We start from the raw sequence: 26540 nt of genomic DNA, 5'->3' as shown, positions 1-26540 counted from the left end.
GACGATCGCGCGGGTTGAGCGACGTTCACTGACATTCACGCGCAAATTCGATGCATTTACCGCGTTTTGATGCCATCTTGAAGCGCCTTTCCGGCCTCATGCTGCAACTGCGGCGAACCGGCCGCCTATTGCCGGCTTTAGACATCAAGCCCGGCTACGGAACATGAGCCCATGAATGCCGATATGCACAGATAGGCGCATGAAGACGACAGTTGACAACGACACCCACAGTCGCCATCGCAAACGACGCCGAACATCCCCAGGCGTCACTCGGGTATTGCAGCGCCTCAGTACCCGCGCAGGTCACGCGGCGGCTCGGGCAACGGCTGGCCGCAAATCTGCGCGAGCGAGGCGCCGACGATGGCCAGGTCGTTGTCGAAGGCGCCATGGCTCGCGGGGATGCGCACATCGGGCTCGGCCGTGAGCACCCGGTCGTCCTTCACGACCGTCAGGCGCGACTTGAGCCTGGCCTCGGCCGCGGCGCGGCGCCAGATGGACAGGGTCTCGCCCGTGGTGGAGGCGCCGTCCCAGCTGCTCTGGTCGTTCTCGCCGGTCAGGGCGCGCTCCAGGCCCAGCAGCGGCGTGCGCCGGTCCTGCTCGAGCGCGTTGGACACCAGGTAGAGCAGCGACTTGCGATAGATGTAGGCGGTGTTGTCGTCACGCTCGCGCGAGTCGCTGAGCACGGCGATATGGGTCTTGGCGAGCAGCGCCTTGTCGGCGAAATGTCGGTTGGCAAAGTCCACCGTGCAGGCCGGGGCGTAGAGGTGTATGCCGGCCACGGACTCGCGCAGGCTGGGCGCACCGGGCGTGGCCTGCACCTTGGCCAGCCAGGTCAGCATATGGCCCAGCCAGATGCTGCCGGCCGAATGCCCCATGAGGTGGATCTCCAGCTCGTCGCCCCAGAGCGCCTTGAGCTCGCCCAGGGCGCGCGCCAGCAGGTCGCCCGCGCGCGTGGCCTGCCAGGCGTAGCCGGCGTTTTCCTTCATCTCGCTCCAAAGCGCGCGCACCACGGTGCGGCCTATGGTCGATTCGATCAGCGCGTCGGTGCGCTCGGTCAGCCATTCCTTGATGCCGGCCGCGGCCGGGCGGCCGGCGCGCCAGTCCTCGAGGTAGTAGCCGATGCTCTCGAGCAGCCCGGTGTGCCAGACGACGAACAGCGGGTAGCAGCCATTGGCCTCGCACAGCCGCCCCAGCGCACGCGCGCGCTTGAGCCCATCGGCCTCGCTGTTGAGGCCGCCATGCACGTAGATCAGCAGGCGCTTTTTGCCCTGCGGTGCCTGGGTGCGAAACCACTGGTCGGGCAACACGCTGACCTGGTAGGAGAGGTTGCGCGTGCGCTCGTCGGTGGTCAGGTAGCGGCTCATGCGGCCGTCGTTGCCGACCGAGATCACATGGTCCAGCGTCTGGCTCTCGGACCAGCCCCGGCCCGTCGCGGCGCGCCCGGCCGCGGCCTGCGGCACGTTGCGCCCGCCGCCTATCAGGCCCGGCACGCCCAGGGCGACGACCCAGGCATCCATGGCGTGCTGCAGCCAGTCCTCGTAGCTCAGCACGGCAAAACCATGCGCTCCCCAGTCCGGGCCCCAGGAGTTCTGCAGCACGAAGCCGCGTTCGTTGTAGCCCACGAACGCATAGGCATGGCCCGCGTCGCGGCTGGGCACGCCGTCGAAGGCGATCACGGGCAGGCTCGCGTGGTTCTTGGGCAGGCTGCTCGTGGGCACCTGCTGCCAGCCGTCATGCACGTAGCTCGAGACATAGATGGCGCCCACGTTCATGATGGCCGCCTGCAGGTCCGAGATGCTCTTGGTGTCTATGCGGTAGTACACGCCCACGGTGGTGCCACGGGCACGCTCGGCATAGCCGAACCTTGGCGGCTTCTGCGCCGTGGCCTGGTAGGGCCAGTCCTCCTCCAGGCAGACGCCATGATTGAACCAGCCCTTGATGGCGCCGCGGCAGCTCGAGCCCTCGTAGTTCTCGCCCGCGTACTCGTCATAGCGCCGCGCCATGTTGTAGAACATGCGCGGGCTGACCGACTCCATGGTCTTGGGTGAGCCACTGCGCACCCAGCGCAGGTAGTTGACCACGCCCGCGAGGCCAAAGCCTGTGCAGGCGCCCTCGCGCCCCTGGTTGAGCACCAGGCCGGCCTTGGCATAGGCCGGCAGCCACTTGCTCACCACGTCGGCACGGGGCCATTCGGGGTCAAGGCTGATGGGGGGCGGGATGTAGGGGCGGTCGCGCAGGTCGGGCGCGTCGGCCGTGGCGTTGAGCTGGCGCTCGGGCACCTCCTCCGCGGGCGCCTTCCTGCGCGCGGCCGCGGCCACCACACGCTTGCCGGCGCGGGCCGCCGGCACGGCGGCGGCGGCCGGCAGGGCCTGCTGCGCGAGCGCGAACACGCTTTGGAATCGGTCCAGCCCGTGCGAGCCGCCATTGACGAGGCGGCGCGCGCCCTTGAGGTCGCCCTTGTCCAGGCAGGCCTGCATGGCGCCCTTGTGCGCGTCGAGGAACAGTGCAAGGAGCAGCGCCGCGACCTCGGGGGCGTTGGCCAGATCCGGCGCGGCGGTCAGGTCGATGCCCAGCTTGGCGCCATAGGTTTCATAGTTGACGCGCCCCGTGAGCTGCACGAAGCCGCGCCCGCGGAACATGGCGCCCTCGCCGCGACGATTGCCCAGCTTGCCGTCATAGAGCGCAAACGGCGCGCCGCCGGGCGCGGTGTTGTACTTGGACTGGAACTCGGAGATGGGCACAAAGCCCTCGGTCTCGGCGCGTATCGTGCCCAGCGCCGCGAGCACCATGTCGCGGCCCGTGAGATTCAGGGCGCGCAGCGCGGCCGTCACATAGTGCAGGTAGCGCGCGATGTTGACGGGCTTGGTCGCGGGAAACAGCGCATGGACGCTGTCCACGTCCAGCTTGCAATCGAGGCGCGGCCAGTCGGCCAGCCCCAGCGCGAGCATGTTGCTGGGCCCGACGATGCCGTCCGCGATGAGCCCGCGGCCGTTCTGCCAGAAGCGCAGCGCCGCATCCAGCGTGGCATCGAAGCTCGTGCCGCCCTTGTTCAGGTCCGGATAGCCGCCGGCCGCGCTCCCGAGCTCGACCGTCAGCGCCTTGCGCAGGCGCGTGACCAATGGATCCTGACTTCCCTGACGCAACAGATAGGTCGGCATGGCATCGTCTCCCGGGTCGGCCGCACGGCACGCTGCCGGAGGCATGGGCCGCATGACGCGTGCATTGTGCGTTTCGCACAGTGAGTCGTCACTACCGCAAACAATGTTGCGGGGTGTAGCGCTCACGGCCTCTCAAAGACCCAGGAACTGCCTGCGCGCGGCGGCGTCCCGCGCCAGCTCGGCCATCGGGGCCTCGTGCACGATGCGACCCTGCTCGAGCACATAGGCGCGGTCGGCCACGGACTGGGCGAACGGCAGGTTCTGCTCGCTGAGCACAATGCCCATGCCGCGCGCCTTGAGCGCGGCGATGGTGCGCGCCATCTGCTCGACGATGAGCGGGGCCACGCCCTCGGACGGCTCGTCGAGCAGCACCAGATAGGGCTGGCCCATGAGGGTGCGCGCCACGCTGAGCATCTGCTGCTCGCCGCCGCTCATGCGCCCGCCCGGGCGCCGCGGCATCTCGCCGAGGTTGGGAAACAGCGCAAAGAGTTTGTCGGGCGTCCAGTGCGGCACGGGCTCGCCGCCCGGCCAATGGCGCGGCGGCTGGCGGCCGACGTCGAGGTTTTCCAGCACCGTGAGCTCGGTGAAGATGCGCCGGTCCTCGGGCACATAGCCGAGGCCCGCGCGCGCGATGCGGTGCGGCGGCTGGCCGTCGATGCGCCGGCCAAGGAAGTCGATGCGGCCCTGGATGCGCGGCATCAGCCCGGCAATGCTCTTGAGCGTGCTGCTCTTGCCCGCGCCGTTGCGCCCCATCAGGGCCACGACCTCGCCGCGGCCCACGGTGAGCGACACCTCGTGCAGCACATGGGCCGCGCCGTACCAGGCGTTCAGCCCCTGCACCGAAAGCATTGGTGTTTTCGGCCTCCCAGGCGTTTCAGTAAAGCGCGAGCAGCTATCGATTTCAGAGTTTTCCGTGCCCAGATACGCGGCCTGCACGCGCGCGTCCCGGCGTATGGCGTCCGGCCTGCCCTCGGCCAGCAGGCGGCCGCGCACGAGCACGGCGACGCGGTCGGCATGGCCGAAGACCATGTCCATGCTGTGCTCGGTGAACAGCACGGCCATGCGGCGCTCGCGCGCCAGGCGCTGCACCAGCCGCATCAGCGCCAGGCGCTCGGCCGGGGCCATGCCGGCCGTGGGCTCGTCCATGAGCAACAGGCGCGGCCCATGGGCCAGGGCCATGGCCAGCTCCAGGCGCTTGACGTCGCCATAGGCCAGCGCGCTGCAGGGCCGCTCGGCCTGCGCCGCCATGCCCACCTGGTCGAGCAGCGCCAGCGCGTCGGCGCGGCGGTGGTGCTCGGCGCGGCGCCACCAGCGCCAGGCGCGGCCGTCGTGCGACAGCAGCGCAAGCTGCAGGTTCTGCAGCACCGTGAAGCTCGCAAAGGTCTGGGCAATCTGAAAGGTGCGGCCCACGCCCAGGCGCCAGATGGCGCGCGGCGGCAGGCCCGTGATGTCGCGCCCGTCCAGCAGCACGCGGCCGGCGTCGGGCGCGAGCTGGCCGCCGACCAGGTTGAAGCTGGTGCTCTTGCCCGCGCCGTTGGGGCCGATGAGGGCCAGCAGCTCGCCGGGCTCGAGCGTGAACGACAGGCCCTGCACCGCCTGCACGCCACCAAAGGACTTGCACAGGCCGTCGACGCGCAGCAGGCTCATGCGGCGCCCCCGGTTACTTTGTTTTTGATAGCTGCTTGCGCCCGCCACATCTGCGCAAACCCAGAAATTCCCTGCGGAAACAGCAGCACCAGCAGCAGCATGGCGGCGCCGAGCAGCGCGCGCCAGTAGTCGGTCTCGCGCGCCAGACTGTCGTGCAGCCAGGTGAAGACCGCCGCGCCCACGAGCGGCCCGGCGAGCTGCTGCACGCCGCCCAGCAGCACCATGACCAGGCCGTCGACCGAGCGCGTGACCGCGAGCGCATCGGGCGCCACGCCGCCCTTGGAGAAGGCCGACAGCGCCCCGGCCAGTCCCGCGAACGCCCCGGCGATGGCAAAGGCCGCCCATTGCACGCGGCGCGTGTGCAGGCCCACGGCCTCGGCGCGCGCGGCCGAGTCGCGCGCCGCGCGCAGCGACCAGCCCAGCGGCGCAAACAGCATGCGCCTCAGCAGATAGACGCCGGCCGCGGTCAGCGCCAGCACCAACCAGTAAAAGCCCGCGCCCTGCGCGGCCCAGTCGGGTGGCCAGACGCCGGCCAGGCCATTGCTGCCGCCCGTGACGGCGTCCCACTGGTAGGCGATGGCCCAGGTGATCTGCGCGAAGGCCAGCGTGAGCATGGCCAGGTACACGCCCGACAGGCGCACGCACAGCCAGCCATAGAGCAGCGCGCCGCAGGCCGCGAGCAGCGCGCCCAGCGCCAGCGCCGCGCCCATGGGCAGGCCCGCCGCGCGCGTGACCAGCGCCGCGCCATAGGCCCCGAGGCCAAAGTAGGCCGCATGGCCGAACGAATGCAGCCCGCCCGGCCCGAGGATGAAATGCAGGCTCGCGGCAAACAGCGCGGCGATCGCCATGTCGGTGAGCAGCACCAGGGCGTAGCTGCGCGCGCCCAGCAGCAACGGCAGCAGCGCCAGCGCCGCCGCCAGCAGCAGCCACGCGGCCGCCGCGCGCGCGCCCGCGCCGCGCGGCGGCGCCTCGCTCGCGCCCAGGCTGCGCACCGTGGCCTGGGGCCGGCCCATCAGGCCCCAGGGGCGCCAGACGAGCACCACGGCCATGACCAGGAACTCCACCACCAGCGTGAGCTTGGGGAAGGCCACCGCCACCCCGGCGATGGGCACCACGCCAAGCCAGATGCAGACGGCCTTGAGCTCGGCGATCAACAGCGCCGCCACGAAGGCGCCGGGCAGCGAGCCCATGCCGCCCACGACCACGACGACGAAGGCCGCGCCTATGGTCAGCATGTCGAGCTCCAGGCTCGCGGGCTCGCGCGGCAGCTGCAGCGCGCCGCCCAGGCCCGCGAGCAGCGCGCCGAGCGCGAACACGCCCGTGAACAGCCAGGACTGGTTCACGCCCAGGGCGCCGACCATCTCGCGGTCCTGCGTGGCGGCGCGCACCAGGCGGCCCCAGCGCGTGCGGTTGAGCAGCAGCGTGAGCAGCAGCAGCACCAGCGGGCCGACGGCGATCAGGAACAGGTCATAGGCCGGAAAGCGCCGCCCGAGCAGCATGACCGCGCCCTCGAGCCCCGGCGCGCGCGGGCCGAGCAGCTCCTCCGGCCCCCAGAGCCACAGCGCCGCGTCCTTGATGATCAGCACCAGCGCGAACGTGGCCAGAAGCTGCAGCAGCTCGCTCGCGCGGTAGATGCGGCGCAGCACCAGGAGCTCGACGGCCGCGCCCAGCAGCCCCACGGCCAGCGGCGCCAGCAGCAGCGCGGGCCAGAAGCCGAGCGCGGGCGCCAGATGCTCGACGCTGGAATAGGCCACGAACAGCCCGAGCATGTAGAACGAGCCATGGGCGAAGTTGACGATGCGCGTGACGCCGAAGATCAGCGACAGCCCCGCCGCCACAAGGAACAGCGTGGACGCGCCCGCCAGCCCGTTGAGCAGCTGGGCCAGAAGGCCGGAGAGGTTCATGCGTGCGCAGCCGCTCTCAGGGCGCGGCGGGCCGCAGCTTCTTCACCTCGGCGTCGCTGGGCTGGAACTTCGCGCCGTCCATGTAGTGGAAGTCCACCATCACGCCCTTGCCGCCGTACAGCCCGGTCTTGCCCACATAGGCGCCCATGGTGGACTGGTGGTCTTGCGGCCGGTAGGTGATGGGGCCGAACGGCGTGCGCACCTCCAGGCCCCGGAAGGCGGCGATGAGCTTCTCGGTGTCGGCGCTGCCGGCTTTCTTCAGGCCCGCGGCGATCGACTGGATGGCGTTGTAGCCCACCACCGAGCCGGCGCGCGGGTAGTCCTTGAAGCGCTTGCGGTAGGCCGTGGCAAAGGCGTCATGCTCGGCCGTGAAGATGGCGTACCAGGGGTAGCCCGTGACCACCCAGCCCTGCGGTGCCTCGCCCTTGAGCGGGTCCAGGTACTCGGGCTCGCCCGTGAGCAGGCTGACCACGCCGCGGCCCTCGAACAGGCCGCGCGTGTGGCCCTCGCGCACGAACTTCGCGAGATCCGCCGCGAACAGCACATTGAAGATGGCGTCGGGTTTGGCGTCGGCCAGCGCCTGCACCACGCTGCCCGCATCCACCTTGCCCAGCGGCGTGGCCTGCTCGGCGACGAACTCCACGTCGGGCTGGGCCGCCTTGAGCAGGCGCTTGAACGTGGCCACGGCCGACTGGCCGTACTCGTAGTTGGGGTAGACGATGGCCCAGCGCTTCTTCTTCATGGCCGCGGCCTCGGGCACCAGCATGGCCACCTGCATGTAGGTCGAGGGGCGCAGGCGGAAGGTGTAGCGGTTGCCGTTCTCCCAGACGATCTTGTCGGTGAGCGGCTCGGCGGCGAGGAAGAAGCGCTTCTTCTGCTGCGCGTAGTCCGTCAGCGCCAGGCCCACATGCGACAGAAAGCTGCCCATGAGCACGTCCACCTTCTCGCGCGTGACGAGCTCCTCGGCCGCGCGCACGGCGTCCGCGGGGTTGCCGTTGTCGTCGCGCGTGACGAGCACGAGCTTTCTGCCGTTCACGCCGCCGGTGATGTTGATCTGCGCCAGCGCCAGCTCCATGCCCTTTTTGTAGGGCTCGAGGAAGGCGGGCTGGGCCTTGTAGCTGTTGATCTCGCCAATGGTGTAGACCTCTTCGGCCTGGGCCGCGCCCAGGCCCCAGGCCAGCGCGGCCAGCAAGGCGGTAAAGCGTTTGTGCATCATGGAATCCTTTGCCTCAGGTCAGTCGCCGAGCGCAGCGACTGTACCGCCAGGCCGAGTTTGCCCGACAATGTGCGGGTTTGCCCGCATGGCCCGCGGGCCGCGCATTTCGGCTTATGCCCCAGGTGAATAAGAAAACGGTGACACTCGCCGAAATCCACATCATCCACCTTCCATTTTTTCCCTCCATCCATGAGCGCATTTCACGAAGAGCGTGTCCTGACGGTGCACCACTGGACCGATCGCCTGTTTTCCTTCACCACCACGCGCGACCCGGCGCTGCGTTTCTCCAACGGCCACTTCACCATGATCGGACTGAAGGTCAATGACAAGCCGCTCTTGCGCGCCTACAGCATCGTCAGCGCCAACTACGAGGAGCATCTGGAGTTCCTGTCCATCAAGGTGCCCGACGGCCCGCTGACCTCGCGCCTGCAGCACATCAAGGTGGGCGACTCCATCATCGTCGGCAAGAAGCCCACGGGCACGCTGCTCATCGACTACCTGCTGCCGGCCAAGCGCCTGTACCTGATGTCCACGGGCACGGGCCTGGCACCCTTCCTGAGCGTGATCCGCGACCCCGAGACCTACGAGAAGTTCGAGGAAGTGATCCTGATCCACGGCGTGCGCCAGGTGGCCGAGTTGGCCTACCACGACTACATCACCAAGGATCTGCCCAAGCACGAGTTCCTCGGCGAGCTCATAACCAAGCAGCTCAAGTACTACCCCACGGTCACGCGCGAGCCCTTCCGCAACCAGGGCCGCATCCCCAACCTGATCGAGAACGGCAAGCTGTTCACCGACCTGGGCGTGCCGCCGCTCAACCCGCTCGAAGACCGCGTCATGCTCTGCGGCAGCCCGGAGATGCTGGCCTCGCTCAAGACCATCCTCGAGCACCGCGACTTCGAAGAGGGCAATACCACGCGCCCGGGCGACTTCGTCATCGAGCGCGCGTTTGTAGAGAAGTAAGATCTTGCCGGCTCTCGGCTCAGGCGCCACGCCCCCCAGAGGATGAGGGCGTAGAACCCGGCGCCTCAATACCCCCCATCGCCCACGCGCACCGGCTGCGCACCCGCGCCGCTGTCGGCGCCGCCATCGTCGACGCGCCAGCTCTTGCCCTGCAGGCGCACGGGCGTGCCCTCTGCCAGGGGCTGGGCGCGCGTGAAGCTGCGCACCGAGCCATCCTGCATGCGCACGCGCATCTGGTAGACGGTGGTGCTGCGCGCGCGCTGCTCCACCTGGTGGCCCACATAGCCGCCGCCCACGGCGCCCACCACCGTGGCCACGGCGCGGCCCGAGCCCTTGCCGATCTGGTTGCCGAGCACACCGCCGAGCACGCCGCCCGCCACCGCGCCCAGGCCCGTGGCCGGCGCCGCCTGCTCCACGGCCTGCACCGACTCCACGCGCCCGCAGGTGGTGCAGACGGGCGCCGCCGGCCGGGCCTGGGCCGCGGGCTGCGGCGCGGCGTCGGCCGGGCGCGCCGCGACACGCCGCGGCTGCTGCGGCGCATGGCTGGGCGCGGCGTGTGGCGCTCCTGTATCAGGAGCTGTCAGCGCTTTACTGGCGGGCGTTTGAGTCGATTTTTCATTGATGATTTCAGACTCGGGCGTGCGCGCCGCGGCAGTCTGGGCCAGGGCCTGGGGCTGCGCATCACCGCGCAGGTTCTGCGCCAGCAGCGTGCCGCCCAGGGCCAGCACGCTCACGCCGAGCGCGCCCACGGCGGCCCACAGCCATTTGACATTCGCGGCAGGCTGGGCCGTGCCGGCAGTGGTGGAAGGGTTCATGCAACGATCCAATGGAGGAGTAGTCGGGGAAATCGCTGCGCCCGGCCTGATGCGGCCGGGCGCCGTGCGTCGAGGCTACCCCGCCCCCGGCTTCACAAAGCCGGGCCGGCTGTAACGGGCGTAAACAGCGGTCAGGACGGCGCGTCGGCGCCCTGGCGCGCCTCGTGCAGGGCGCGGGCGCTGCTCGCGGCGAACAGCAGCACGGCCGACGAGAAATAAATCCACATCAGAAACACCACCAGCGATCCCGCCGCACCGTAGGCCGACACCACGGCCGCGCGCGTGAGGTACAGCGCCAGCAACTGCTTGCCCCCGGTGAACAGCGCCGCGCCCACGGCCGCGCCCCACAGCAGGCAGGGCAACGGCGGCTTGGGGCCGCTGCCGATGCGCATCAGGCCCAGGAACAGCAGCACCACCACGCCAAAGGACACGGCCTCGTTGACCACCTGCAGCAGCAGGCCCGAGCCGAACGGCAGCAGTGCGCCGGCCCAGGTGGCCAGGGCCTTGATGACCGTGGACAGCACCAGCGACACCAGCAGCAGAAAGCCCAGCGCCAGCACATAGGCCAGACCGCGCAGCCGCAGCGAGGCCATGCGCCACCAGGCCTTGCGCTCGGGCGCGCTCTGGCCATGCAGCCACAGCCGCTCGAGCGCCTTCTGCAACTCTGCGAACACGCCCGTCGCGCCGGACAGCAGCAGCACAAAGCCCGCGACCGAGGCCAGCCTGCCCTGCGCGGGCGCCTGGGCGCTCGCGAGCGCCATGCGCACCACCTCGGCGCCGCGTTCGCCCATGACGGCGCGCACCTGGGTGATGAGGTTGCTCTCCAGGTAGGCCTTGTCAATCCACCAGCCCAGCAGCCCCACCAGCAGCAACAGGAGCGGCGCCAGGCTCAGCATGCCGTAGAAGGACATGGCCGCGCTCATGCGCAGGCCGTCCGCGTCCAGCCACAGTTGCACGGCACGCAGCAGGGGCGCCAGGGGGCGGGCAAGAGGCCGTGCCCATGCGGGCAGCCTGGAGTGGAAGTCGGGCATGGGCCGATTGTGCGCAAGCCGCCGGCGCGCCGGCCCGGCTCTTACACTCATGCCTCACCACACAGCATTCACGAACACATGCAAACGCGTTGCGCCCTGGTCGGCATGCCCGGCAGCGGCAAATCCACCGTGGGCCGGCATCTGGCGCGCCGCCAGGGCCTGCCCTTCGTCGACATGGACCAGCGGCTCGAGGAGCGGCTGGGCTGCAGCATCCGCAGCTACTTCGACCAGCATGGCGAGGCGGCCTTTCGCGACCATGAGTCCGCCCTGCTGGCCGAGCTCGCGGACCAGCCCGGGCCCATGGTGCTGTCGACCGGCGGCGGCATCGTGCTGCGCGCGGACAACCGCGCGGCCCTGCGCCGCGGCTTTGCCCATGTGATGTATCTGCGCGCCTCGCCCGAGGACATCTTCCGGCGCCTGCGCCACGACCGCACCCGCCCGCTGCTGCAGGTGGCCGACCCGCTCGAGCGCCTGCGCGAGCTCTACCGCACGCGCGACCCGCTCTACCGCGAGACCGCGCACTACGTCATAGAGACGGGCCGGCCCACCGTGAACACGCTCGTGAACATGGTCTTGATGCAGCTGGAGATGACGCCGGGCCCTTGATGTGGTCCTTGCCGTCAGCGGCCCTTGGGACCGTCAGGAGGCCGTGATGACCCCGCAGGCCAGGCGCGCGCCCGAGTTGCCCGTGGGCTGGGTCTTGTAGTCGTCCGGGTCCTTGTGCACGATCAGCGAGCGGCCCACGATGCTCGTGGGTCCGGGCGCCACGGTCACGCCCGTCACGCTGAAGCTCGCCACGGCCTTGCCGCTGGCGTCGGCCTTCAGGGCGGGCAGATCGCCGCCGTGATGCTCCCCATCCTGCGGGCCATGGGGTTTCGCGGTGGGGTTGAAATGGCCGCCCGCGCTCATGGCGTCGGGGGCCGAGCAGTCGCCCTTGTCGTGGATGTGAAAGCCATGTTCCTGCCCCGGCTGCAGGCCGCTGACCTGCACGCGCACCAGCACCTTGTCGCCGCTCTGCGTGAACTGCGCCGTGCCGGTGACGGACGAGCCGCTGCGCGGCTGCAGGCTGGCGCTGGCGCTCGGCCCCTGGCCGCCCATGTGGGCACAGGCCGTCAGCAGCGCAAGGCTGGCGCCCAGTGCGAGCGCGGGGGAGAGAGGTCGAAGGTTCATGGTCGGGCTCCTGCAGGGAATGGGACGGGCATGCAGTATGCGCCCGCCCGCAGCCACGACGATCGGCTCAGCCCAGGTTCGGCGCAAGCCGCCGGCGCAGCTCGTCGATGTCCATGCCGCGGCGTGCGGCCATGTCCTGCACCTGGTCGTCGCCGATCTGGCCGACGACAAAGTACCGGGCCTCGGGGTGCGCGAGGTAGAAGCCGCTCACGCTCGATGCCGGGAACATGGCCATGCTCTCGGTCAGCTCCATGCCGATCTCGTGCGCGGCGAGCGTCTCGAACAGCGCTATTTTTGCCGTGTGGTCCGGGCAGGCCGGGTAGCCGGGCGCGGGGCGTATGCCCTGGTATTTCTCGGCGATCAGATCCTCGTTGGTCAGCGCCTCGCCCGCGCCATAGCCCCAGAGGTCGGTACGCACGCGCTGGTGCAGGCATTCGGCAAAGGCCTCGGCCAGGCGGTCGGCCAGACCCTTGAACATGATGGAGCTGTAGTCGTCGAGCGCGTCGAGAAACTCCTTTTCCTTCTTCTCGGCGCCTATGCCGGCCGTGACGGCGAACAGCCCCGCGTAGTCGGCAATGCCCGACTCCTTGGGCGCGACGAAGTCGGCGAGACACCGGCTCGGGCGCATCTGGCCGTCGGCGCCGGGCTGCTTCTCGGTCTGCTGGCGCAGGCCGTACCAGGTCATGAGAACCTGGCTGCGCGTCTCGTCGGTGTAGAACTCAATGTCGTCGCCCACGCTGTTGGCGGGGAACAGGCCCATCACGCCGTTCGCCGTGAGCCAGCGGCCCTCGACAATCTTCTTCAGCATCGCCTGGCCGTCGGCATAGACCTTGCGTGCCTCGGTGCCCACCACTTCGTCATCAAGGATGGCCGGGAAGGCCCCCGCCAGGTCCCAGGTCTGGAAGAACGGGCCCCAGTCGAGGAAGGGTACGAGCTCGGCGAGGTCGAAGTTCCTGAACACGCGCCGGCCCAGCGCGCGCGGCGCGACCGGGGCGTAGGAGAGCCGCGTGGCGTTGGCGCGCGCCTGGGCCAGGGGCCACAGCGGCACCTTCTTCTTCCTGGCGTGCAGCTCGCGCACATGGTCGTAGTCGGCGGCCACCTCGGCCAGATAGGCGTCCTTGCCCTCGCCCAGCAGGCTTTGCGCCACGCTCACGCTGCGCGACGCGTCGGGCACATAGACCACCGGCCCCTCGTACTGCGGCGCGATCTTCACGGCCGTGTGCACGCGCGAGCAGGTGGCGCCGCCGATCAAGAGCGGAATCTTCTTGATGCGGAAATAGTCGTCCTTGTGCATCTCGCCGGCGACGTACTGCATCTCCTCGAGACTGGGCGTGATGAGGCCGGACAGGCCGATGATGTCCGCCCCCTCGGCCTTGGCGCGCGCCAGGATCTCGTGGCAGGGCACCATCACGCCCATGTTGATAACCTCGAAGTTGTTGCACTGCAAAACCACGGTGACGATGTTCTTGCCGATGTCGTGCACGTCGCCCTTGACGGTGGCGATCACGATCTTGCCCTTGCTCGACACGTCCAGGCCCGCGGCCTCCTGGGCCTTTTTCTCCTCCTCGATGTAGGGAATCAGGTGGGCCACGGCCTGCTTCATGACGCGCGCGGATTTCACCACCTGAGGCAGGAACATCTTGCCCGCGCCGAACAGGTCGCCGACGATGTTCATGCCGTCCATCAGCGGGCCTTCGATGACATGCAGTGGCCGGCCGCCGCCCTGCACCACGATCTGCTGGTAGGCCTCCTCGGTGTCTTCCACGATGAAGTCGGTGATGCCATGCACCAGCGCGTGCGACAGGCGCTCGCCCACGGGTTTGGGTGCATCGGGCGTGCCGCGCCATTCGAGCTTCTTGCCCTCGTCCTTGGCCGCGCCCTTGGCGGCCTCGGCGATCTCCAGCAGGCGCTCGGCCGCATCCGGGCGGCGGTTCAAGACCACGTCTTCCACGCGCTCGCGCAGTTCGGGCTCCAGGTCGTCGTACACGCCCACCATGCCGGCGTTGACGATGCCCATGTCCATGCCCGCGGCAATCGCGTGGTAGAGAAACACGGTGTGAATCGCCTCGCGCACCGGGTCGTTGCCGCGGAAGGAAAACGACACGTTGGACACACCGCCCGAGACCTTGGCGCCCGGCAGGTTCTGCTTGATCCAGCGCGTGGCCTCGATGAAGTCCACGGCGTAGTTGGCGTGCTCCTCGATGCCCGTGGCAATCGCGAAGATGTTGGGGTCGAAGATGATGTCCTCGGGCGCAAAGCCCACCTCATCGACCAGCACGCGGTAGGCGCGCTCGCAGATCTCGATCTTGCGCTGGTAGGTGTCGGCCTGGCCGGCCTCGTCGAACGCCATGACCACGGCGGCCGCGCCGTAACGCTTGATCAGCCTGGCCTGGCGCTTGAACTCCGCCACGCCCTCCTTCATGCTGATCGAGTTGACGATGCCCTTGCCCTGCAGGCAGCGCAGACCGGCCTCGATCACCTCCCACTTGGAGCTGTCCACCATCACCGGCACGCGGGCGATGTCGGGCTCGGAGGCGATGAGGTTCAGAAAGCGCACCATGGCGGCCTTGCTGTCGAGCATGGCCTCGTCCATGTTCACGTCGATGACCTGTGCGCCGTTCTCCACCTGCTGGCGCGCAACCGACAGCGCCTCCTCGTACTGCTCATTGAGGATCATGCGCGCGAAGGCCTTGGAGCCGGTGACGTTGGTGCGCTCGCCCACGTTGACGAACAGCGTGCCCTCGCCGATGAAGACGGGCTCCAGGCCCGACAGGCGCATGGGGGGAATGGCGGTGGTGTGGGGGGTTGCGGACATCTGGCTCACCTGTGAAAGACCCAAGGCTGAAAAGGACAGGTGAGCGCCGTTGCTGCACCCGTGTGGGGTCAAGCCGCCACCGGCCCGAGCCTGACGCGGCCGCACAAGGCTCGGGGCCTGTGCGGCAGGCGCTGCAGCGCTCCTCGGGAAGGGCGCGATTTTACGCGCGGCTGCAATCGCACGGCGCCGTCAGGGGCGGACCCTGTACGCAGCGCCGTCCCGTGACCATAATTTCGCCTGGACCTCAAGGCTCCGGAGGAACCCGACATGTCCAGCGCCCCTCGCGACAACGGTGAAGCCACCGTGATGCAGGCCGGTGCGCGAGCCCCGCGCGCCGAATCGTCCCCCGGCGCCGCTGCGCGCAGGCCGGCGGCGGCACGCGCCGCGTTGCGCATGCCCGCGGCGCTGCGCTGGGCGCTGCTCGCGCTGGTCTTTCTGTTGTTGCTGGGCAGCACCTGGTTCGCCTCACGCCAGGCGCCCCACCCCGACATGTTCCGCCCCATGGGCAACTGGGATGTCGGCAGCCTGGACTGGTGGCGCTACCCGCTGGAGCGCAATGCCTTCAAGCGCCGGATCGTGCGCGGCGACTTGAATGCAGTGTTTCTGCTACCGGGCACGCAAAAGCTGTGGGCGGTAGGCAGCCGCGGGCTTGTGCTGCACAGCGAAGACGGCGGAGCGACCTGGGCCCAGCAAATGCCTGCCCCCCACGACGCAGGACGGCGGCACGCGCACCAAGGTGTCGGCCGCTTGGTCAATGCTGCCGCAGGCGATTGCGGCGGAGCCTCCCGAACAAAAGGCACAGCCGGCACAGATGCCGGTGACTCAACCTGGGATGGACTCCGGCTCCAAGCCACCCGTGCCGATAGCGCCCGCCGCCACCGGCACTGCACGGCAGTCAACGCCCGCCAGGACGCCTGATGTCCAGCAAGCGCTACCCAAGCAGGCGCCACAGCCGAACGCGCCGCCGGCCAGCCCGGCCCCGGTGCCACAGGTGGATCCGCTGCAAGCCGATTTGACCGCAGTGTTCTTTGTCGACGAGCAGCGCGGATGGGCCGTGGGCGGCGACGGCGCCATCCTCGCCACGCGCGATGGTGGCGCCACCTGGACCGCCCAGGCCAGCGGCGTCAAGGCATGGCTCTACAGTGTGCAATTTGCCGCCGACGGCCAGCGCGGCTGGGCCGTGGGCGATGGCGGCACCATTCTCGCCACGCACGATGGTGGCAACTCCTGGGCCGCGCAGGCCAGCGGTACTGTGGCACCGCTCTTCAGCATGCAGTTTGCCGACGACGGCCAGCGCGGCTGGGCCGTGGGAAGTGGCGGCACCATTCTCGCCACGCGCGATGGTGGCAGCTCCTGGGCCGCGCAGCCCAGCGGTACCAAGGCATCGCTTCTCAGCGTGCACTTTCCCGCCGACGGCCTGCGCGGCTGGGCCGTGGGAAGGGCCGGCACCATCCTCGCCACGCGCGATGGCGGCAACTCCTGGGCCGAGCAGGCCAGCGGTATCACGGCAGGTCTCTACAGCGTGCAGGTCGCTGTCGACGGTCAGCGCGGCTGGGCCGTGGGCTATGACGGCACCATTCTCGCCACGCGCGATGGCGGCAACTCCTGGGTCGCCCAGACCAGCGGCACCGGGGCATGGCTCAATGGCGTGCAGTTTGCCATCGACGGGCAACGCGGATGGGTCGTGGGCTATGACGGCACCATTCTCGCCACGCGCGATGGCGGCAACTCCTGGGTCGCCCAGACCAGCGGCACCAGGGCATTCCTCTCTGGCGTGCAGTTTGCCACCGACGGGCAACGCGGATGGGTCGTGGGCTATGACGGCACCATTCTCGCCACGCGCGATGGCGGCAACTCCTGGGTCGCTCAGACCAGCGGCACCGGGGCATCGCTCTCCAGCGTGCACTTTGCCGCCGACGGGCAGCGCGGCTGGGCCGTGGGCCGTGACGGCACCATTCTCGCCACACTCGATGGCGGCCAGCGATGGAACACCATCGCCCTGTACCAACGCTACTGGGCCCCGTGGTACTTCGCGGCGCTGGTGCTGCTGACACTGGCGGCGTTCACCCTGCTCGCCTTCGTCGAATCGTCGCGCGCTGCCGCCACCGGCGGGGCGGCGACATTTTTACGCTCGGACCAGCCGGTCGCCGACAAGGCGCTGGATCGGCTCGGCGTGCGCCCGCTCGTCGAGGCGCTGTCCTCGTTCATGCGCAACCGTGATACCGAACCGCGCGTGACGATCGCCGTCACCGGCGAATGGGGCAACGGCAAGAGTTCGGTGATGCGTATGCTGCAGACCGACCTGAACCGCGCGGGCTTTCGCACCGCGTGGTTCAACGCCTGGCACCACCAGCAGGAAGGCAAGCAGATGAGCGCGCTGTTCAACGTGGTGCGCAGCCAGGGCGTGCCGCAATGGTGGCGCCAGCCGCTGGCCGCATGGCGCGTGCGCTCGCGACTGATCTGGGGACGCAGCTGGTTCTACAAGACCGTGGCCGTCGTGACGGCCATCATGCTGGTGCTGTTCGCGGGCAACCTGTTGTCCGACGGCTGGGGCAGGGCCTATGAGCGCATGCAGGCAAACTTTCGCCATCATGTGCTGCAGCACAAGCAGACCGCGATCACCGGCGCAAGCCTGGCCAGGCTCGACCCATTTGCGAAGACGGCATCCGCGTCAACGACGCTGCGCGCCGGCGAGCAAACCTTGCCCACCGTCCACCCATGCGACATGCCCACCCGTCTCCCTGGCCAGAGTGCCGTTCCGATCCGGCCCGAGGTCTTTTGCTATCTCAGGCGCAACCTGCAATGGGAAGAAGACGGCGACGCAAGCAACTGTGCAGTGCAACGCAAACCGTCTGCGCAGAACGGCCACAGCTGCGTGTTTCCCAAGCCAGAGGATCTGCTTGCCACCGTCGAGGCGAGCAATGTCGCCGGCGGCGGCAAGCTCCTGCCGAGCGAGCGCAAGGCCATACGCGCCGCCGCGGAGACGGTGCCGCCGCAGCCCATGTTCCCCTGGCTCGACAGCACGGCCTTTGGTGGCATCGCAGCACTGCTGGGTGCGTTGTTTGCGAAGGGCTTCACGGTCTACGGTCTGCAGTTCACGGCGCCGTTGCGCAGCCTGTTTGCTGCGGCGCAGGGCAAGTCGGAGGCCGGTGGCAAGGAGGCCAGCGGCACCGTGGAACGCTACCGCACCGAGTTCCGTCTGCTGTGCGACGCGCTGGACGGCAGGCTGGTGATCTTCATCGACGACCTTGACCGCTGCACGCCCGAGACCGTGAACGGAATGCTGGAGCTGACGAACTATCTTGCCGACGTCGGCCGTTGCTTCATCGTCATCGGCGCGGCGATGGAGCGTGTGCTCAAGTGCGTCAAGTCCCCCGTCGGCGAGGACCCGGACTATCCGACCGCCTACCTGCGCAAGCTCGTGCACATCGAGCTGCCGGTGCCGCAGCACCGCGACCGGCTGAACCAGCTTGCCTCTGCGCCGCCTGCGGCCGAGTCCCGGCGCCCGGGGTTGCCTCGCTGGGCGCTGCGAAGCGTCGGCGCCGTGGCGTTCCTGTCCGTGCTGTATCTGGCCTTCTTGACCGGAAGCGCGTTGCACGAAGGCAGCAAGGGCGAAGCTTTCGTGGTTGTCCCGCCCCCCGTCGCGCAGACAGGACCGTCTGGGCAGCCAGAGGAGGACCAGAAGTTGCCGTCACCTACGCCCCCATCGCCCACGGAGCTGCCGGCGCAAGACCAGGAGGTCGGCCTTGTACCAGCACGCCCGGCCGACAGGCCCTGGGCATGGCTGGGCGGCGCGCTGCTTGTGATATGCACGGCCCTTGGTCTGGCCTGGCTGCGCCGCAACAGGGAGCAGGTCGTGGTCGCGCTGGGCGGCGCGCTGCGATCCGAGGATTCCGATCGCTTCATGCAGGCACTGGGCATCTGGAACCCGGTCGTCATCAGCTACGACCCCACGCCGCGCCACGTCAAGCGTTTCTACAACCGCGCGCGGCTGTTCGCGGCGTACGAGCGGCAGCAAGGTGGTGACGGCGCGGCCAGCGACGAGTCGCTCGTCGCACTGGCCGCGATGCACCACCTCGACCCGGCGCTGCTCACGAGCCTGGCCGACGCATGGACCAAGGCCGATCCGGGCGCACGGGCCCCGGACGTGGTGCGCGCATGGCTGCAGGCACGCGCGCCCAGCGGCGCACAGGACCCGGCCCAGGCAAGCGGCCCTGACAGACCGGCGGACGCGCTGCGCAACCAGGCGCTGCGCGATGCCTGGACCGAGCATCTGACAACGTTCGACACGGCCCCCAGCCTGGAGCAGATCCTGCGCTTCGCGCGCCGCGTCGAAGGCATCATGGTGCGATGAGCCGTCACGATGAGTCGGCGCAATGAGCCGGCGCAATGAGCCGGCGCAGTGAGGCAGGGCCTGGACAATCCCGCATCCACCCTCACATGACGCCCATGACCCTGCCCCACCGCTCCACCGCCGCCACCGCTCGCATGCCCACGCTGTACATCCCGCACGGCGCCGGGCCCTGCTTCTTCATGGACTGGAACCCGCCGGGCACCTGGGATCGCATGGCCGCCTTTCTGCGCGCCATACCGGCCAGCCTGCCTGCGCGGCCGCGCGCCATCGCGCTCGTCACGGCGCATTGGCTGGCGCCGCAACCCAGCATGAGCAGCGCCGAGCGCCCCGGCATGCTGTTTGACTACTACGGCTTTCCGCCCCACACCTATGCGCTCGATTACCCCGCGCCCGGCGCGCCCCTGCTCGCCGATCGGGTGAGCGACCTGCTGGCGGGCGCGGGCCTTGCCCCGCAGCAGGATGGCGCACGCGGCTTTGACCATGGCAGCTTCATCCCGCTGATGCTGGCCTTCCCCGAGGCCGACATCCCGGTGCTGCAGCTGTCGCTGCTGCAAAGCCTGGACGCGGCCGACCACATCCGCCTGGGCCGGGCGCTGGCGCCGCTGCGCGAGGAGGGTGTGCTCATCATCGGCAGCGGCATGAGCTACCACAACATGCGCGGCTATGGCGACCCGCGCTCCGCGGCCATCAGCACCGCCTTCGACCAATGGCTCGCCGAGACCGTGGCCCTGCCCGCGCCCGAGCGCGAGGCGCGGCTGGCCGACTGGGCCAGCGCCAGCGGCCCGGCCGGGCGCCTGTCCCACCCGCCGGGCGCCGAGGAACATCTGCTGCCCCTGCATGTGGTGGCCGGCGCGGCCGGCGACAGCGCGGGCGCCAAGGTGTTCACCGATCGCGTGCTGGGGGTGGATGTGTCCGCGTTCAGATTCGGCTGAGCCCACGGTGCCGGGCGAAAAGTTCATAAAAAATAGCCTCCAGCCCTTTACCACAAAGCGCAGGTAGCTATTGTTTTTGCATTGACCGCAGCTTGCGGTAGAGCGTGCGCGGGCTGATGCCCAGGGCCGCGGCGAGCTCGCGCCGTGTGCGCCCGGGGGTCTGCAGGGCGCTGCGCAGGGCGGCGTCCTGCAGGCTGCGCAGGTCGGGCGCGGCCGGGGCGGGCGCTGGCGTCTGGCCCGTGGCCGCGGGCTGCAGACCGCCCTGGTCGAAGGTGAGCGCGCGCGCCACCGTGGCGGCCGTGATGGTGTCGCCATCGGTCAGCAGGGCGGCGCGCTCGAGCACGTTGCGCAGCTCGCGCACATTGCCCGGGAAAGGGTGCTGCGCCAGGCAGCGCAGCGCGGCCGGCGCCAGCGTCAGGCGCCGCCCCGGCGCCACGCGCTGCAGCAGCGATTCGGCCAGCAGCGGGATGTCCGGCGCGCGCTCGCGCAGCGCCGGCAGCGTGATGGGGAAGGTGCTCAGGCGGTAGTACAGGTCCTGGCGGAACTGCCCCGCGCGCACCATGGCGCCCAGGTCGCGGTGGGTGGCGGCGACGAGGCGGATGTCGGCGCGGCGCAGCTCGCTCTGGCCCACGCGGCGGTAGGTGCCGCTCTCGAGCAGGCGCAGCAGCTTGACCTGCATGGTCAGCGGTATGTCGCCGACCTCGTCGAGAAACAGCGTGCCGCCATGGGCCGCCTCCACCAGCCCGGCGCGTGCGGCGTGCGCGCCCGTGAACGCGCCCTTTTCGTGGCCGAACAGCTCGCTTTCGAACAGCGACTCGGGCAGGCTGGCGCAGTCCACGGCGACGAGCGGGCGCGCGGCGCGGGTGCTGGCCTCGTGCACGGCGCGCGCGGCCAGCTCCTTGCCCGTGCCCGATTCGCCCAGCAGCAGCACGCTGGCCTGCGAGGGCGCGACGCGCGCGATGAGCTCCAGCGCCGCGCGAAACGCCGGCGCGCGCCCGAGCATGGCCGGCGCATCCGTGCCCGCGCCCTGGGCAATGCGCAGCGGCTCCATGCGCTCCAGAAAGTAGAGCGGCTCACCGGCGCCCGCGCGCAGCGGCGTGAGCTCGATCTGCACATATTCACGGCCGCTGCGCGTGTGGTGCAGGTGCAGCACGCGCTCGCGCTGGCCGCTGACGAGCGAGCGCGCGAGCGGGCAGCTCTCGCCCGCCTGGTCGCAGGGCACGGCCGAGTGGTGCGACACGGCATGGCAGGTGCGCCCAAGCACCGACCCGCCCTGGCCGTACTGCTGCCGGTAGGCGCCGTTGGCGGCGACGATGCGATAGCTGCGGTCGAACAATATGTGCGGCTCGGGCAGCGATTCCAGCCACGCGTCGAGCAGCGCCGCGGGCGCCGGCGCTGCGCCCTCCTCGGTGGCGTTCACGGTTGTGTTCATGGGTGGGTCCTGGTTTGCGCCGTCGAGCTGTCACTGCCGACTGCCAGTTGGTGCCAATGTGGCAGCGATTGTCACCCACCATGGCAGTCGCGGCAAGTCTTGCCGCCCTCGCCAGGCAACGCCAAGCCCATGATCTGCATGGAAATTTTCCGGCGAAGTGCGGAAACCACGGGCTGGCACAAGTCTTGAGACAAGGCAAGACATGAGGCCTGCGCGGCCAGCCTGCCCGGACGGACAGACGCGCCGCCCATGCCGGCCGACCGGCCACGACGCCCCACGAGAAGCCATGACCACAGCCACGCCCCCGAAGCAGAAAACCATCCACTTCTACGCCGCCCGCACCAAGGTCTATCCGCGCGCCATCGACGGCGTCTTCAACCGCTGGCGCTGGGTCATGGTCTGGGTCACGCAGTTGCTCTTCTACGGCCTGCCCTGGCTGCAATGGGGCGAGCGGCAGATGGTGCTGTTCGACCTGGGCGCACGGCGCTTCTACCTGTTTGGCCTGGTGCTGTATCCGCAGGACTTCATCTACCTGACCGGGCTGCTCATCATCTCGGCGCTGTCGCTGTTTCTGTTCACCGCGGTGGCCGGGCGCCTGTGGTGCGGCTTCACCTGCCCGCAGACGGTGTACACCAAGATCTTCATGTGGCTGGAGAACCGCATCGAGGGCGACCGCAGCGCGCGCATGCGCCTGGACAAGGCGCCCTGGACCTCCTGGGAGAAGCTCTGGCGCAAGGGCGCCAAGCAGCTCAGCTGGATCGCCGTGGCGCTGTGGACGGGCTTTACCTTCGTCGGCTTCTTCGTGCCCATTCGCACGCTCGGCAGCGAGATCATTGCCCTGCACGGCACCTGGCAGCTGTTCTGGGTGGGGCTGTACAGCCTGGCCACCTACGGCTTTGCCGGCCACATGCGCGAGCAGGTGTGCAAGTACATGTGCCCCTATGCACGCTTTCAGAGCGCCATGTTCGACAAGGACACGCTCATCGTCACCTACGACAGCGAGCGCGGCGAGCCGCGCGGCGCGCGCAGCAAGAAGGTCGACCCCAAGGCCGCGGGCCTGGGCGACTGCATCGACTGCTCGCTGTGCGTGCAGGTCTGCCCCACGGGCATAGACATCCGCAACGGCCTGCAGTACGAGTGCATTGGCTGCGGCCTGTGCGTGGACGCCTGCAACAGCGTCATGGACAAGGTGAACTACCCGCGCGGCCTGATCCGCTTTGCCACGCAGAACGGCATGGCGCAGCGCTGGAGCGGCGCGCAGATGCTGCGCCGCGTGCTGCGCCCGCGCGTGCTGGTCTACAGCGCCGTGCTGCTGGGCCTGAGCCTGGCGCTGCTCACCAGCCTGGCGCTGCGCGTGCCGCTGAAGGTGGACGTGGTGCGCGACCGCGCGGCCCTCTCGCGCGTGGTGGCCGGCGGCCAGCTCGAGAACATCTACCGCCTGCAGATCATGAACGCCACCGAGCAGCCCCAGCGCTACCGCATCGGCGCCCATGGCCTGGAGGGCCTGACCGTGGCGTCGCAGGACGAGGTGGAGATAGCCCCGGCCGCCTCGCGCTGGGTGCCGGTGCAGCTGCACATCCCCTACGGCAGCGCGGCCGCGGGCTCGCACACCGTGTACTTCGAGATCAGCACCCCGGACGGCAGGGCGCGGGTGGTGGAGAAGTCGGTCTTCCTGGTGCCGCGCTGAGGGGCTGCGAGCGGCGCCATGGCCGCGCCGGCGCCTATGCCGACGGCAGGGCCGCGGGCAAGGCCTGGGCCGAGGCCGGCAGGCCGAAGATGCGGTCGAACACCCAGTTGAAGACGTAGGTGTAGACGAGGAAGAAGACCAGCAGGCCCGCCTCCATCAGCGTGGCCTGCCACAGGCTTACATCGAACCACCAGGCCATGAGCGGGATGAGCATGAGCGCCAGCCCCCCCTCGAAGCCCAGGGCGTGGACCACGCGCCGGCGCACCGAGCGGCCCTTGACGCTCTGGCGCGACTCCCATCTCTCAAACAGGTGGTTGAAGGTCAGGTTCCAGACGATGGCCAGCGTGGAGGCCACGACGGACATCACGCCCGACTCCAGCGCCCTCTGGCCTATGGCCATGAACAGCAGGCTGGAGGCAATGATGGCGATGAGCTCGTAGAGGGTGACGAAGATCACGCGGCGCCAGGGGCCCTGCAGGCCGCTCGCCGTAGGCGTTGCATTCATGGCGCGGCAGTATAGGAGCAGGCGCGGAAGGCGCGCCGCGCCAGGGGCTTGGCCACCATGCGCGGCCATTGCCGGGGATGCTCACAGGGTCTATGCATCGAATGCATTGCGCGCAAAAAGATACGCGTTGGACAGTGCACGCACCCAGGCATACAGTCTGCGTTCTTGATTTGTTTCACAAGGACAATCCATGACCTCGCCGACCGGCACCCACCCTCTGCCCTCGTATCTGGATCCCAACCACCTCGGCCCCTGGGGCATCTACCTGCAACAGGTGGATCGCGTCACGCCCTACCTGGGCAGCCTGGCGCGCTGGGTCGAGACCCTGAAGCGCCCCAAGCGCGCGCTGATCGTGGACGTGCCCATCGAGCTGGACAACGGCACCATCGCCCATTTCGAGGGCTATCGCGTGCAGCACAACACCAGCCGCGGTCCGGGCAAGGGCGGCGTGCGCTTTCACCAGGACGTGACGCTGTCCGAGGTGATGGCCCTGTCGGCCTGGATGAGCATCAAGAACGCGGCCGTGAACGTGCCCTACGGCGGCGCCAAGGGCGGCATCCGCGTCGACCCGAAGACGCTGTCCAGGGCCGAGCTCGAGCGCCTGACGCGCCGCTACACGAGCGAGATCGGCATCATCATCGGCCCCTCGAAGGACATCCCCGCGCCTGACGTGAACACCAACGCCCAGGTCATGGCCTGGATGATGGACACCTATTCGATGAACGTGGGCGCCACCGCCACCGGCGTGGTCACGGGCAAGCCCGTGGATCTGGGCGGATCGCTCGGCCGCGTCGAGGCCACGGGCCGGGGCGTGTTCACCGTGGGCTGCGAGGCGGCGCGCCTGACCGGCATGCCGGTGCAGGGCGCACGCGTGGCCGTGCAGGGCTTTGGCAACGTGGGCGGCACGGCGGGCAAGCTGTTCGCCGAGGCCGGCGCCAAGGTCGTCGCGGTGCAGGACCACACGGGCAGCATCCACAACGACAAGGGTCTGGACGTGCCCGCGCTGCTCGCCCATGTGCAGCAGACGGGCGGCGTGGGCGGCTTTGCCGGCGCCGAGCCCATGGCCAATGACGAGTTCTGGGGCGTGGCCTGCGACATCATGATCCCCGCCGCGCTGGAAGGCCAGATCACCGAGCACAACGCTGGCAAGATCCAGGCCAAGATGGTCATCGAGGGCGCCAATGGTCCCACGACGCCCGAGGCCGACGACATCCTGCACGACAAGGGTGTGCTGGTCGTGCCCGACGTGATCGCCAACGCCGGCGGCGTGACGGTGAGCTACTTCGAGTGGGTGCAGGACTTCTCGAGCTTCTTCTGGACCGAGGACGAGATCAACGCCCGCCTGGTGCGCATCATGAAGGAGGCCTTCGCGGCCGTCTGGCATGTGGCGCAGGAGAACAAGGTCAGCCTGCGCACCGCCACCTTCATCGTGGCCTGCAAGCGCATCCTGCATGCGCGCGAGATGCGCGGCCTGTACCCCTGATACGGGGCCACGCCTTCACCTCTTGGAGAGCGGCCTGCGGGCCGCTCTTTTCGTTGCACCCTGCAACACCCCTACAACACGCCCTTGGCGCGCAGCTCCTGCACGCGCGCCGCATCGAGCCCCAGGCGCTCGCGCAGCACCTCCTCGGTGTGCTGGCCCAGAGCCGGCGGCGCGTGGCGCAGCGTGACGGGCGTGTCCGACAGGCGCAGCGGGCTGGCCGTGGTCACCACGCGGTTGATGACCTCGCCGGCCGGCAGCTGGCCATCGGGGTAGCGCAGCTGCTCCACGCGCAGGCCGCGCGAGCGCACCTGCGCGTCGTCGAAGGCCTGGCCGATATGGTTGATGGGGCCGCAGGGCACGGCCTTGTCCTCGAGCAGCGCTATCCAGTCGGCCGTGGGGCGCGTGCGCGTGAGCTCGGCCATCATGGGGATCAGCGTCGCGCGGTGGATCACGCGGCCGGCGTTGGTGGCAAAGCGCTCGTCGCTCGCCCAGTCCACGCCCGCGGCCTCGCAAAAGCGCGCGAACTGGCCGTCGTTGCCTATGGCCAGCAGCATGTTGCCGTCCTGCGTGGGGAAGTCCTGATAGGGCACGACGCTGGGGTGGGTGTTGCCCTGGCGCTTGGGGATGTTGCCCGCGTTCAGAAAACCCGCGCCCTGGTTGGCCAGCACGGCCATGGCCACGTCCAGCAGCGCCATGTCGATATGCTGGCCGCGGCCCGTGCGGTGGCGCGCCTCGAGCGCGCCCAGGATGGCCGTGGTGGCGTACATGCCGGTGAACAGGTCGATCACGGCCACGCCCACGCGCATGGGGCCGCCGCCGGGCTCGCCATCGGCATGGCCGGTGATGCTCATGAGGCCGCTCATGGCCTGGACCAGCAGGTCATAGCCTGCGCGCGGCGCATAAGGCCCGGTGTGGCCAAAGCCCGTGACCGAGCAGTAGATCAGGCGCGGGTTCAGCGCCGACAGACTTTCGTAGTCCAGGCCGTAGCGCTTGAGCCCGCCGGTCTTGAAGTTCTCCACCACCACGTCGCTCTGCTTGGCCAGTTCGCGGATCAGCTCCTGCCCCTCGGGCGTGGCCATGTCCACGGTGACCGAGCGCTTGTTGCGGTTGCACGCGGCGTAGTAGCAGGCGTTCTTCGTGGGCTGGCCGCTCTCGTCGGGGAAGAACGGTGGGCCCCAGTGGCGCGTGTCGTCGCCATCGCCGGGCTTTTCGATCTTGATCACGTCGGCGCCCATGTCGGCCAGATTCTGGGTGCACCAGGGGCCGGCGAGCACGCGCGAGAGGTCGAGCACGCGAAGGTGGCTCAGGGCGCCGACGGCGGCGCTGGAGTGGTGTGGGGAGTTGGCGGCAGCGGTCATGGGCGTAGAAGAATCGTGTCTCGCGCATCCTACGCGCACCACCGCGGCGCGGCTTCGCATTTGTGAAAGC

General features: G+C 69.3%; 18 protein-coding genes and 1 riboswitch. Of the genes, 7 read left to right on the top strand and 11 right to left on the bottom strand.

Features of this window, described 5'->3' with window-relative positions; translation table 11 throughout:
- Positions 1-287: 287 nt before the first annotated feature.
- The 4 genes from ABUE11_RS01030 to ABUE11_RS01015 form a co-directional block, all read right to left on the bottom strand.
- A complete protein-coding gene (locus ABUE11_RS01030; protein WP_367067132.1) occupies positions 288-3158 on the bottom strand; it encodes a C1 family peptidase in 2871 nt (956 codons plus the stop codon).
- Positions 3159-3290: 132 nt separating this feature from the next.
- Positions 3291-4805 (bottom strand): ATP-binding cassette domain-containing protein, encoded by a 1515-nt coding sequence (locus tag ABUE11_RS01025; RefSeq protein WP_367067130.1) that lies wholly within the window; start codon positions 4803-4805, stop codon positions 3291-3293.
- Complete coding sequence (locus tag ABUE11_RS01020) at positions 4802-6709, bottom strand: ABC transporter permease (RefSeq protein ID WP_367067129.1); 1908 nt, start codon at positions 6707-6709, stop codon at positions 4802-4804. The genes ABUE11_RS01025 and ABUE11_RS01020 overlap by 4 nt, the downstream gene beginning before the upstream one ends.
- Before the next feature lie 16 nt (positions 6710-6725).
- Positions 6726-7922 carry an ABC transporter substrate-binding protein gene (locus tag ABUE11_RS01015; RefSeq protein WP_367067127.1) on the bottom strand — a complete coding sequence of 399 codons (1197 nt, stop codon included), beginning with the start codon at positions 7920-7922 and terminating at the stop codon, positions 6726-6728.
- Between the two features lie 192 nt (positions 7923-8114).
- Here ABUE11_RS01015 and ABUE11_RS01010 point away from each other — a divergent pair, with 192 nt between their 5' ends.
- A complete protein-coding gene (locus ABUE11_RS01010) occupies positions 8115-8888 on the top strand; it encodes a ferredoxin--NADP reductase (protein ID WP_367067125.1) in 774 nt (257 codons plus the stop codon).
- A 65-nt stretch (positions 8889-8953) separates the two neighbouring features.
- Here the strand turns inward: ABUE11_RS01010 and ABUE11_RS01005 are convergent, their stop codons facing one another.
- Both ABUE11_RS01005 and ABUE11_RS01000 read right to left on the bottom strand, forming a co-directional pair.
- Positions 8954-9703: a glycine zipper 2TM domain-containing protein gene (locus tag ABUE11_RS01005; protein WP_367067123.1), complete on the bottom strand. Its 750-nt coding sequence runs from the start codon at positions 9701-9703 to the stop codon at positions 8954-8956.
- 131 nt (positions 9704-9834) lie between these two features.
- Positions 9835-10734: a YihY/virulence factor BrkB family protein gene (locus tag ABUE11_RS01000; protein WP_367067121.1), complete on the bottom strand. Its 900-nt coding sequence runs from the start codon at positions 10732-10734 to the stop codon at positions 9835-9837.
- A 78-nt stretch (positions 10735-10812) separates the two neighbouring features.
- On the opposite strand from ABUE11_RS01000, the gene ABUE11_RS00995 reads away from it, so the two are divergent.
- Positions 10813-11340 carry a shikimate kinase gene (locus ABUE11_RS00995; RefSeq protein WP_367067119.1) on the top strand — a complete coding sequence of 176 codons (528 nt, stop codon included), beginning with the start codon at positions 10813-10815 and terminating at the stop codon, positions 11338-11340.
- 33 nt (positions 11341-11373) lie between these two features.
- On the opposite strand, the gene ABUE11_RS00990 is transcribed toward ABUE11_RS00995, so the two are convergent.
- Both ABUE11_RS00990 and metH read right to left on the bottom strand, forming a co-directional pair.
- A complete protein-coding gene (locus tag ABUE11_RS00990; RefSeq protein WP_367067117.1) occupies positions 11374-11904 on the bottom strand; it encodes a superoxide dismutase family protein in 531 nt (176 codons plus the stop codon).
- A gap of 67 nt (positions 11905-11971) precedes the next feature.
- Entirely contained in the window at positions 11972-14719 is a 2748-nt protein-coding gene (gene metH / locus ABUE11_RS00985; protein ID WP_367067116.1) for a methionine synthase, read from the bottom strand.
- A gap of 34 nt (positions 14720-14753) precedes the next feature.
- A riboswitch (S-adenosyl-L-homocysteine riboswitch) is annotated at positions 14754-14870 on the bottom strand.
- A gap of 116 nt (positions 14871-14986) precedes the next feature.
- Between metH and ABUE11_RS00980 the strand changes: the two genes are divergently transcribed.
- The 3 genes from ABUE11_RS00980 (at position 14987) to ABUE11_RS00970 (ending at position 20005) form a co-directional block, all read left to right on the top strand.
- Complete coding sequence (locus tag ABUE11_RS00980; protein WP_367067114.1) at positions 14987-15637, top strand: hypothetical protein; 651 nt, start codon at positions 14987-14989, stop codon at positions 15635-15637.
- A gap of 73 nt (positions 15638-15710) precedes the next feature.
- Positions 15711-19073 (top strand): YCF48-related protein, encoded by a 3363-nt coding sequence (locus ABUE11_RS00975; RefSeq protein ID WP_367067113.1) that lies wholly within the window; start codon positions 15711-15713, stop codon positions 19071-19073.
- A gap of 95 nt (positions 19074-19168) precedes the next feature.
- Positions 19169-20005, top strand: coding sequence for a class III extradiol ring-cleavage dioxygenase (locus ABUE11_RS00970; RefSeq protein ID WP_367067112.1), 837 nt, complete (start codon positions 19169-19171; stop codon positions 20003-20005).
- A gap of 67 nt (positions 20006-20072) precedes the next feature.
- Here ABUE11_RS00970 and ABUE11_RS00965 read toward each other — a convergent pair whose 3' ends face one another.
- The gene (locus ABUE11_RS00965; protein WP_367067111.1) at positions 20073-21437 is read right to left on the bottom strand and encodes a sigma-54-dependent Fis family transcriptional regulator; all 1365 of its coding nucleotides are present in this window, start codon (positions 21435-21437) and stop codon (positions 20073-20075) included.
- Positions 21438-21723: 286 nt separating this feature from the next.
- On the opposite strand from ABUE11_RS00965, the gene ccoG reads away from it, so the two are divergent.
- Positions 21724-23124 carry a cytochrome c oxidase accessory protein CcoG gene (gene ccoG, locus ABUE11_RS00960; protein ID WP_367067110.1) on the top strand — a complete coding sequence of 467 codons (1401 nt, stop codon included), beginning with the start codon at positions 21724-21726 and terminating at the stop codon, positions 23122-23124.
- Between the two features lie 34 nt (positions 23125-23158).
- On the opposite strand, the gene ABUE11_RS00955 is transcribed toward ccoG, so the two are convergent.
- Positions 23159-23629 carry a PACE efflux transporter gene (locus ABUE11_RS00955; protein WP_367067109.1) on the bottom strand — a complete coding sequence of 157 codons (471 nt, stop codon included), beginning with the start codon at positions 23627-23629 and terminating at the stop codon, positions 23159-23161.
- Between the two features lie 190 nt (positions 23630-23819).
- Here ABUE11_RS00955 and ABUE11_RS00950 point away from each other — a divergent pair, with 190 nt between their 5' ends.
- A complete protein-coding gene (locus ABUE11_RS00950) occupies positions 23820-25112 on the top strand; it encodes a Glu/Leu/Phe/Val dehydrogenase (protein ID WP_367067107.1) in 1293 nt (430 codons plus the stop codon).
- A 71-nt stretch (positions 25113-25183) separates the two neighbouring features.
- Here the strand turns inward: ABUE11_RS00950 and ABUE11_RS00945 are convergent, their stop codons facing one another.
- Positions 25184-26470 carry a CaiB/BaiF CoA-transferase family protein gene (locus tag ABUE11_RS00945; protein WP_367067106.1) on the bottom strand — a complete coding sequence of 429 codons (1287 nt, stop codon included), beginning with the start codon at positions 26468-26470 and terminating at the stop codon, positions 25184-25186.
- Between the last annotated feature and the right edge of the window lie 70 nt (positions 26471-26540).

Source organism: Oryzisolibacter sp. LB2S, from assembly GCF_040732315.1.
GTDB classification, from domain to species: Bacteria; Pseudomonadota; Gammaproteobacteria; order Burkholderiales; family Burkholderiaceae_C; genus Alicycliphilus; species Alicycliphilus soli.
The sequence above is the reverse complement of the archived record's forward strand: the minus strand, read 5'-3'. Positions and strand labels throughout refer to the sequence as shown.

Bases quoted from the DNA above. Each gene is read 5' to 3' on its own strand.
- ABUE11_RS01005 (WP_367067123.1), bottom strand. From the start codon at position 9,703: ATGAACCCTTCCACCACTGCCGGCACGGCCCAGCCTGCCGCGAATGTC.
- ABUE11_RS00970 (WP_367067112.1), top strand. From the start codon at position 19,169: ATGACCCTGCCCCACCGCTCCACCGCCGCCACCGCTCGCATGCCCACG.
- ABUE11_RS00990 (WP_367067117.1), bottom strand. From the start codon at position 11,904: ATGAACCTTCGACCTCTCTCCCCCGCGCTCGCACTGGGCGCCAGCCTT.
- ABUE11_RS00995 (WP_367067119.1), top strand. From the start codon at position 10,813: ATGCAAACGCGTTGCGCCCTGGTCGGCATGCCCGGCAGCGGCAAATCC.
- ABUE11_RS00955 (WP_367067109.1), bottom strand. From the start codon at position 23,629: ATGAATGCAACGCCTACGGCGAGCGGCCTGCAGGGCCCCTGGCGCCGC.
- ccoG (WP_367067110.1), top strand. From the start codon at position 21,724: ATGACCACAGCCACGCCCCCGAAGCAGAAAACCATCCACTTCTACGCC.
- ABUE11_RS01015 (WP_367067127.1), bottom strand. From the start codon at position 7,922: ATGCACAAACGCTTTACCGCCTTGCTGGCCGCGCTGGCCTGGGGCCTG.
- ABUE11_RS01010 (WP_367067125.1), top strand. From the start codon at position 8,115: ATGAGCGCATTTCACGAAGAGCGTGTCCTGACGGTGCACCACTGGACC.
- ABUE11_RS01000 (WP_367067121.1), bottom strand. From the start codon at position 10,734: ATGCCCGACTTCCACTCCAGGCTGCCCGCATGGGCACGGCCTCTTGCC.
- metH (WP_367067116.1), bottom strand. From the start codon at position 14,719: ATGTCCGCAACCCCCCACACCACCGCCATTCCCCCCATGCGCCTGTCG.
- ABUE11_RS00945 (WP_367067106.1), bottom strand. From the start codon at position 26,470: ATGACCGCTGCCGCCAACTCCCCACACCACTCCAGCGCCGCCGTCGGC.
- ABUE11_RS00950 (WP_367067107.1), top strand. From the start codon at position 23,820: ATGACCTCGCCGACCGGCACCCACCCTCTGCCCTCGTATCTGGATCCC.
- ABUE11_RS00980 (WP_367067114.1), top strand. From the start codon at position 14,987: ATGTCCAGCGCCCCTCGCGACAACGGTGAAGCCACCGTGATGCAGGCC.
- ABUE11_RS01030 (WP_367067132.1), bottom strand. From the start codon at position 3,158: ATGCCGACCTATCTGTTGCGTCAGGGAAGTCAGGATCCATTGGTCACG.
- ABUE11_RS00965 (WP_367067111.1), bottom strand. From the start codon at position 21,437: ATGAACACAACCGTGAACGCCACCGAGGAGGGCGCAGCGCCGGCGCCC.
- ABUE11_RS01020 (WP_367067129.1), bottom strand. From the start codon at position 6,709: ATGAACCTCTCCGGCCTTCTGGCCCAGCTGCTCAACGGGCTGGCGGGC.
- ABUE11_RS01025 (WP_367067130.1), bottom strand. From the start codon at position 4,805: ATGAGCCTGCTGCGCGTCGACGGCCTGTGCAAGTCCTTTGGTGGCGTG.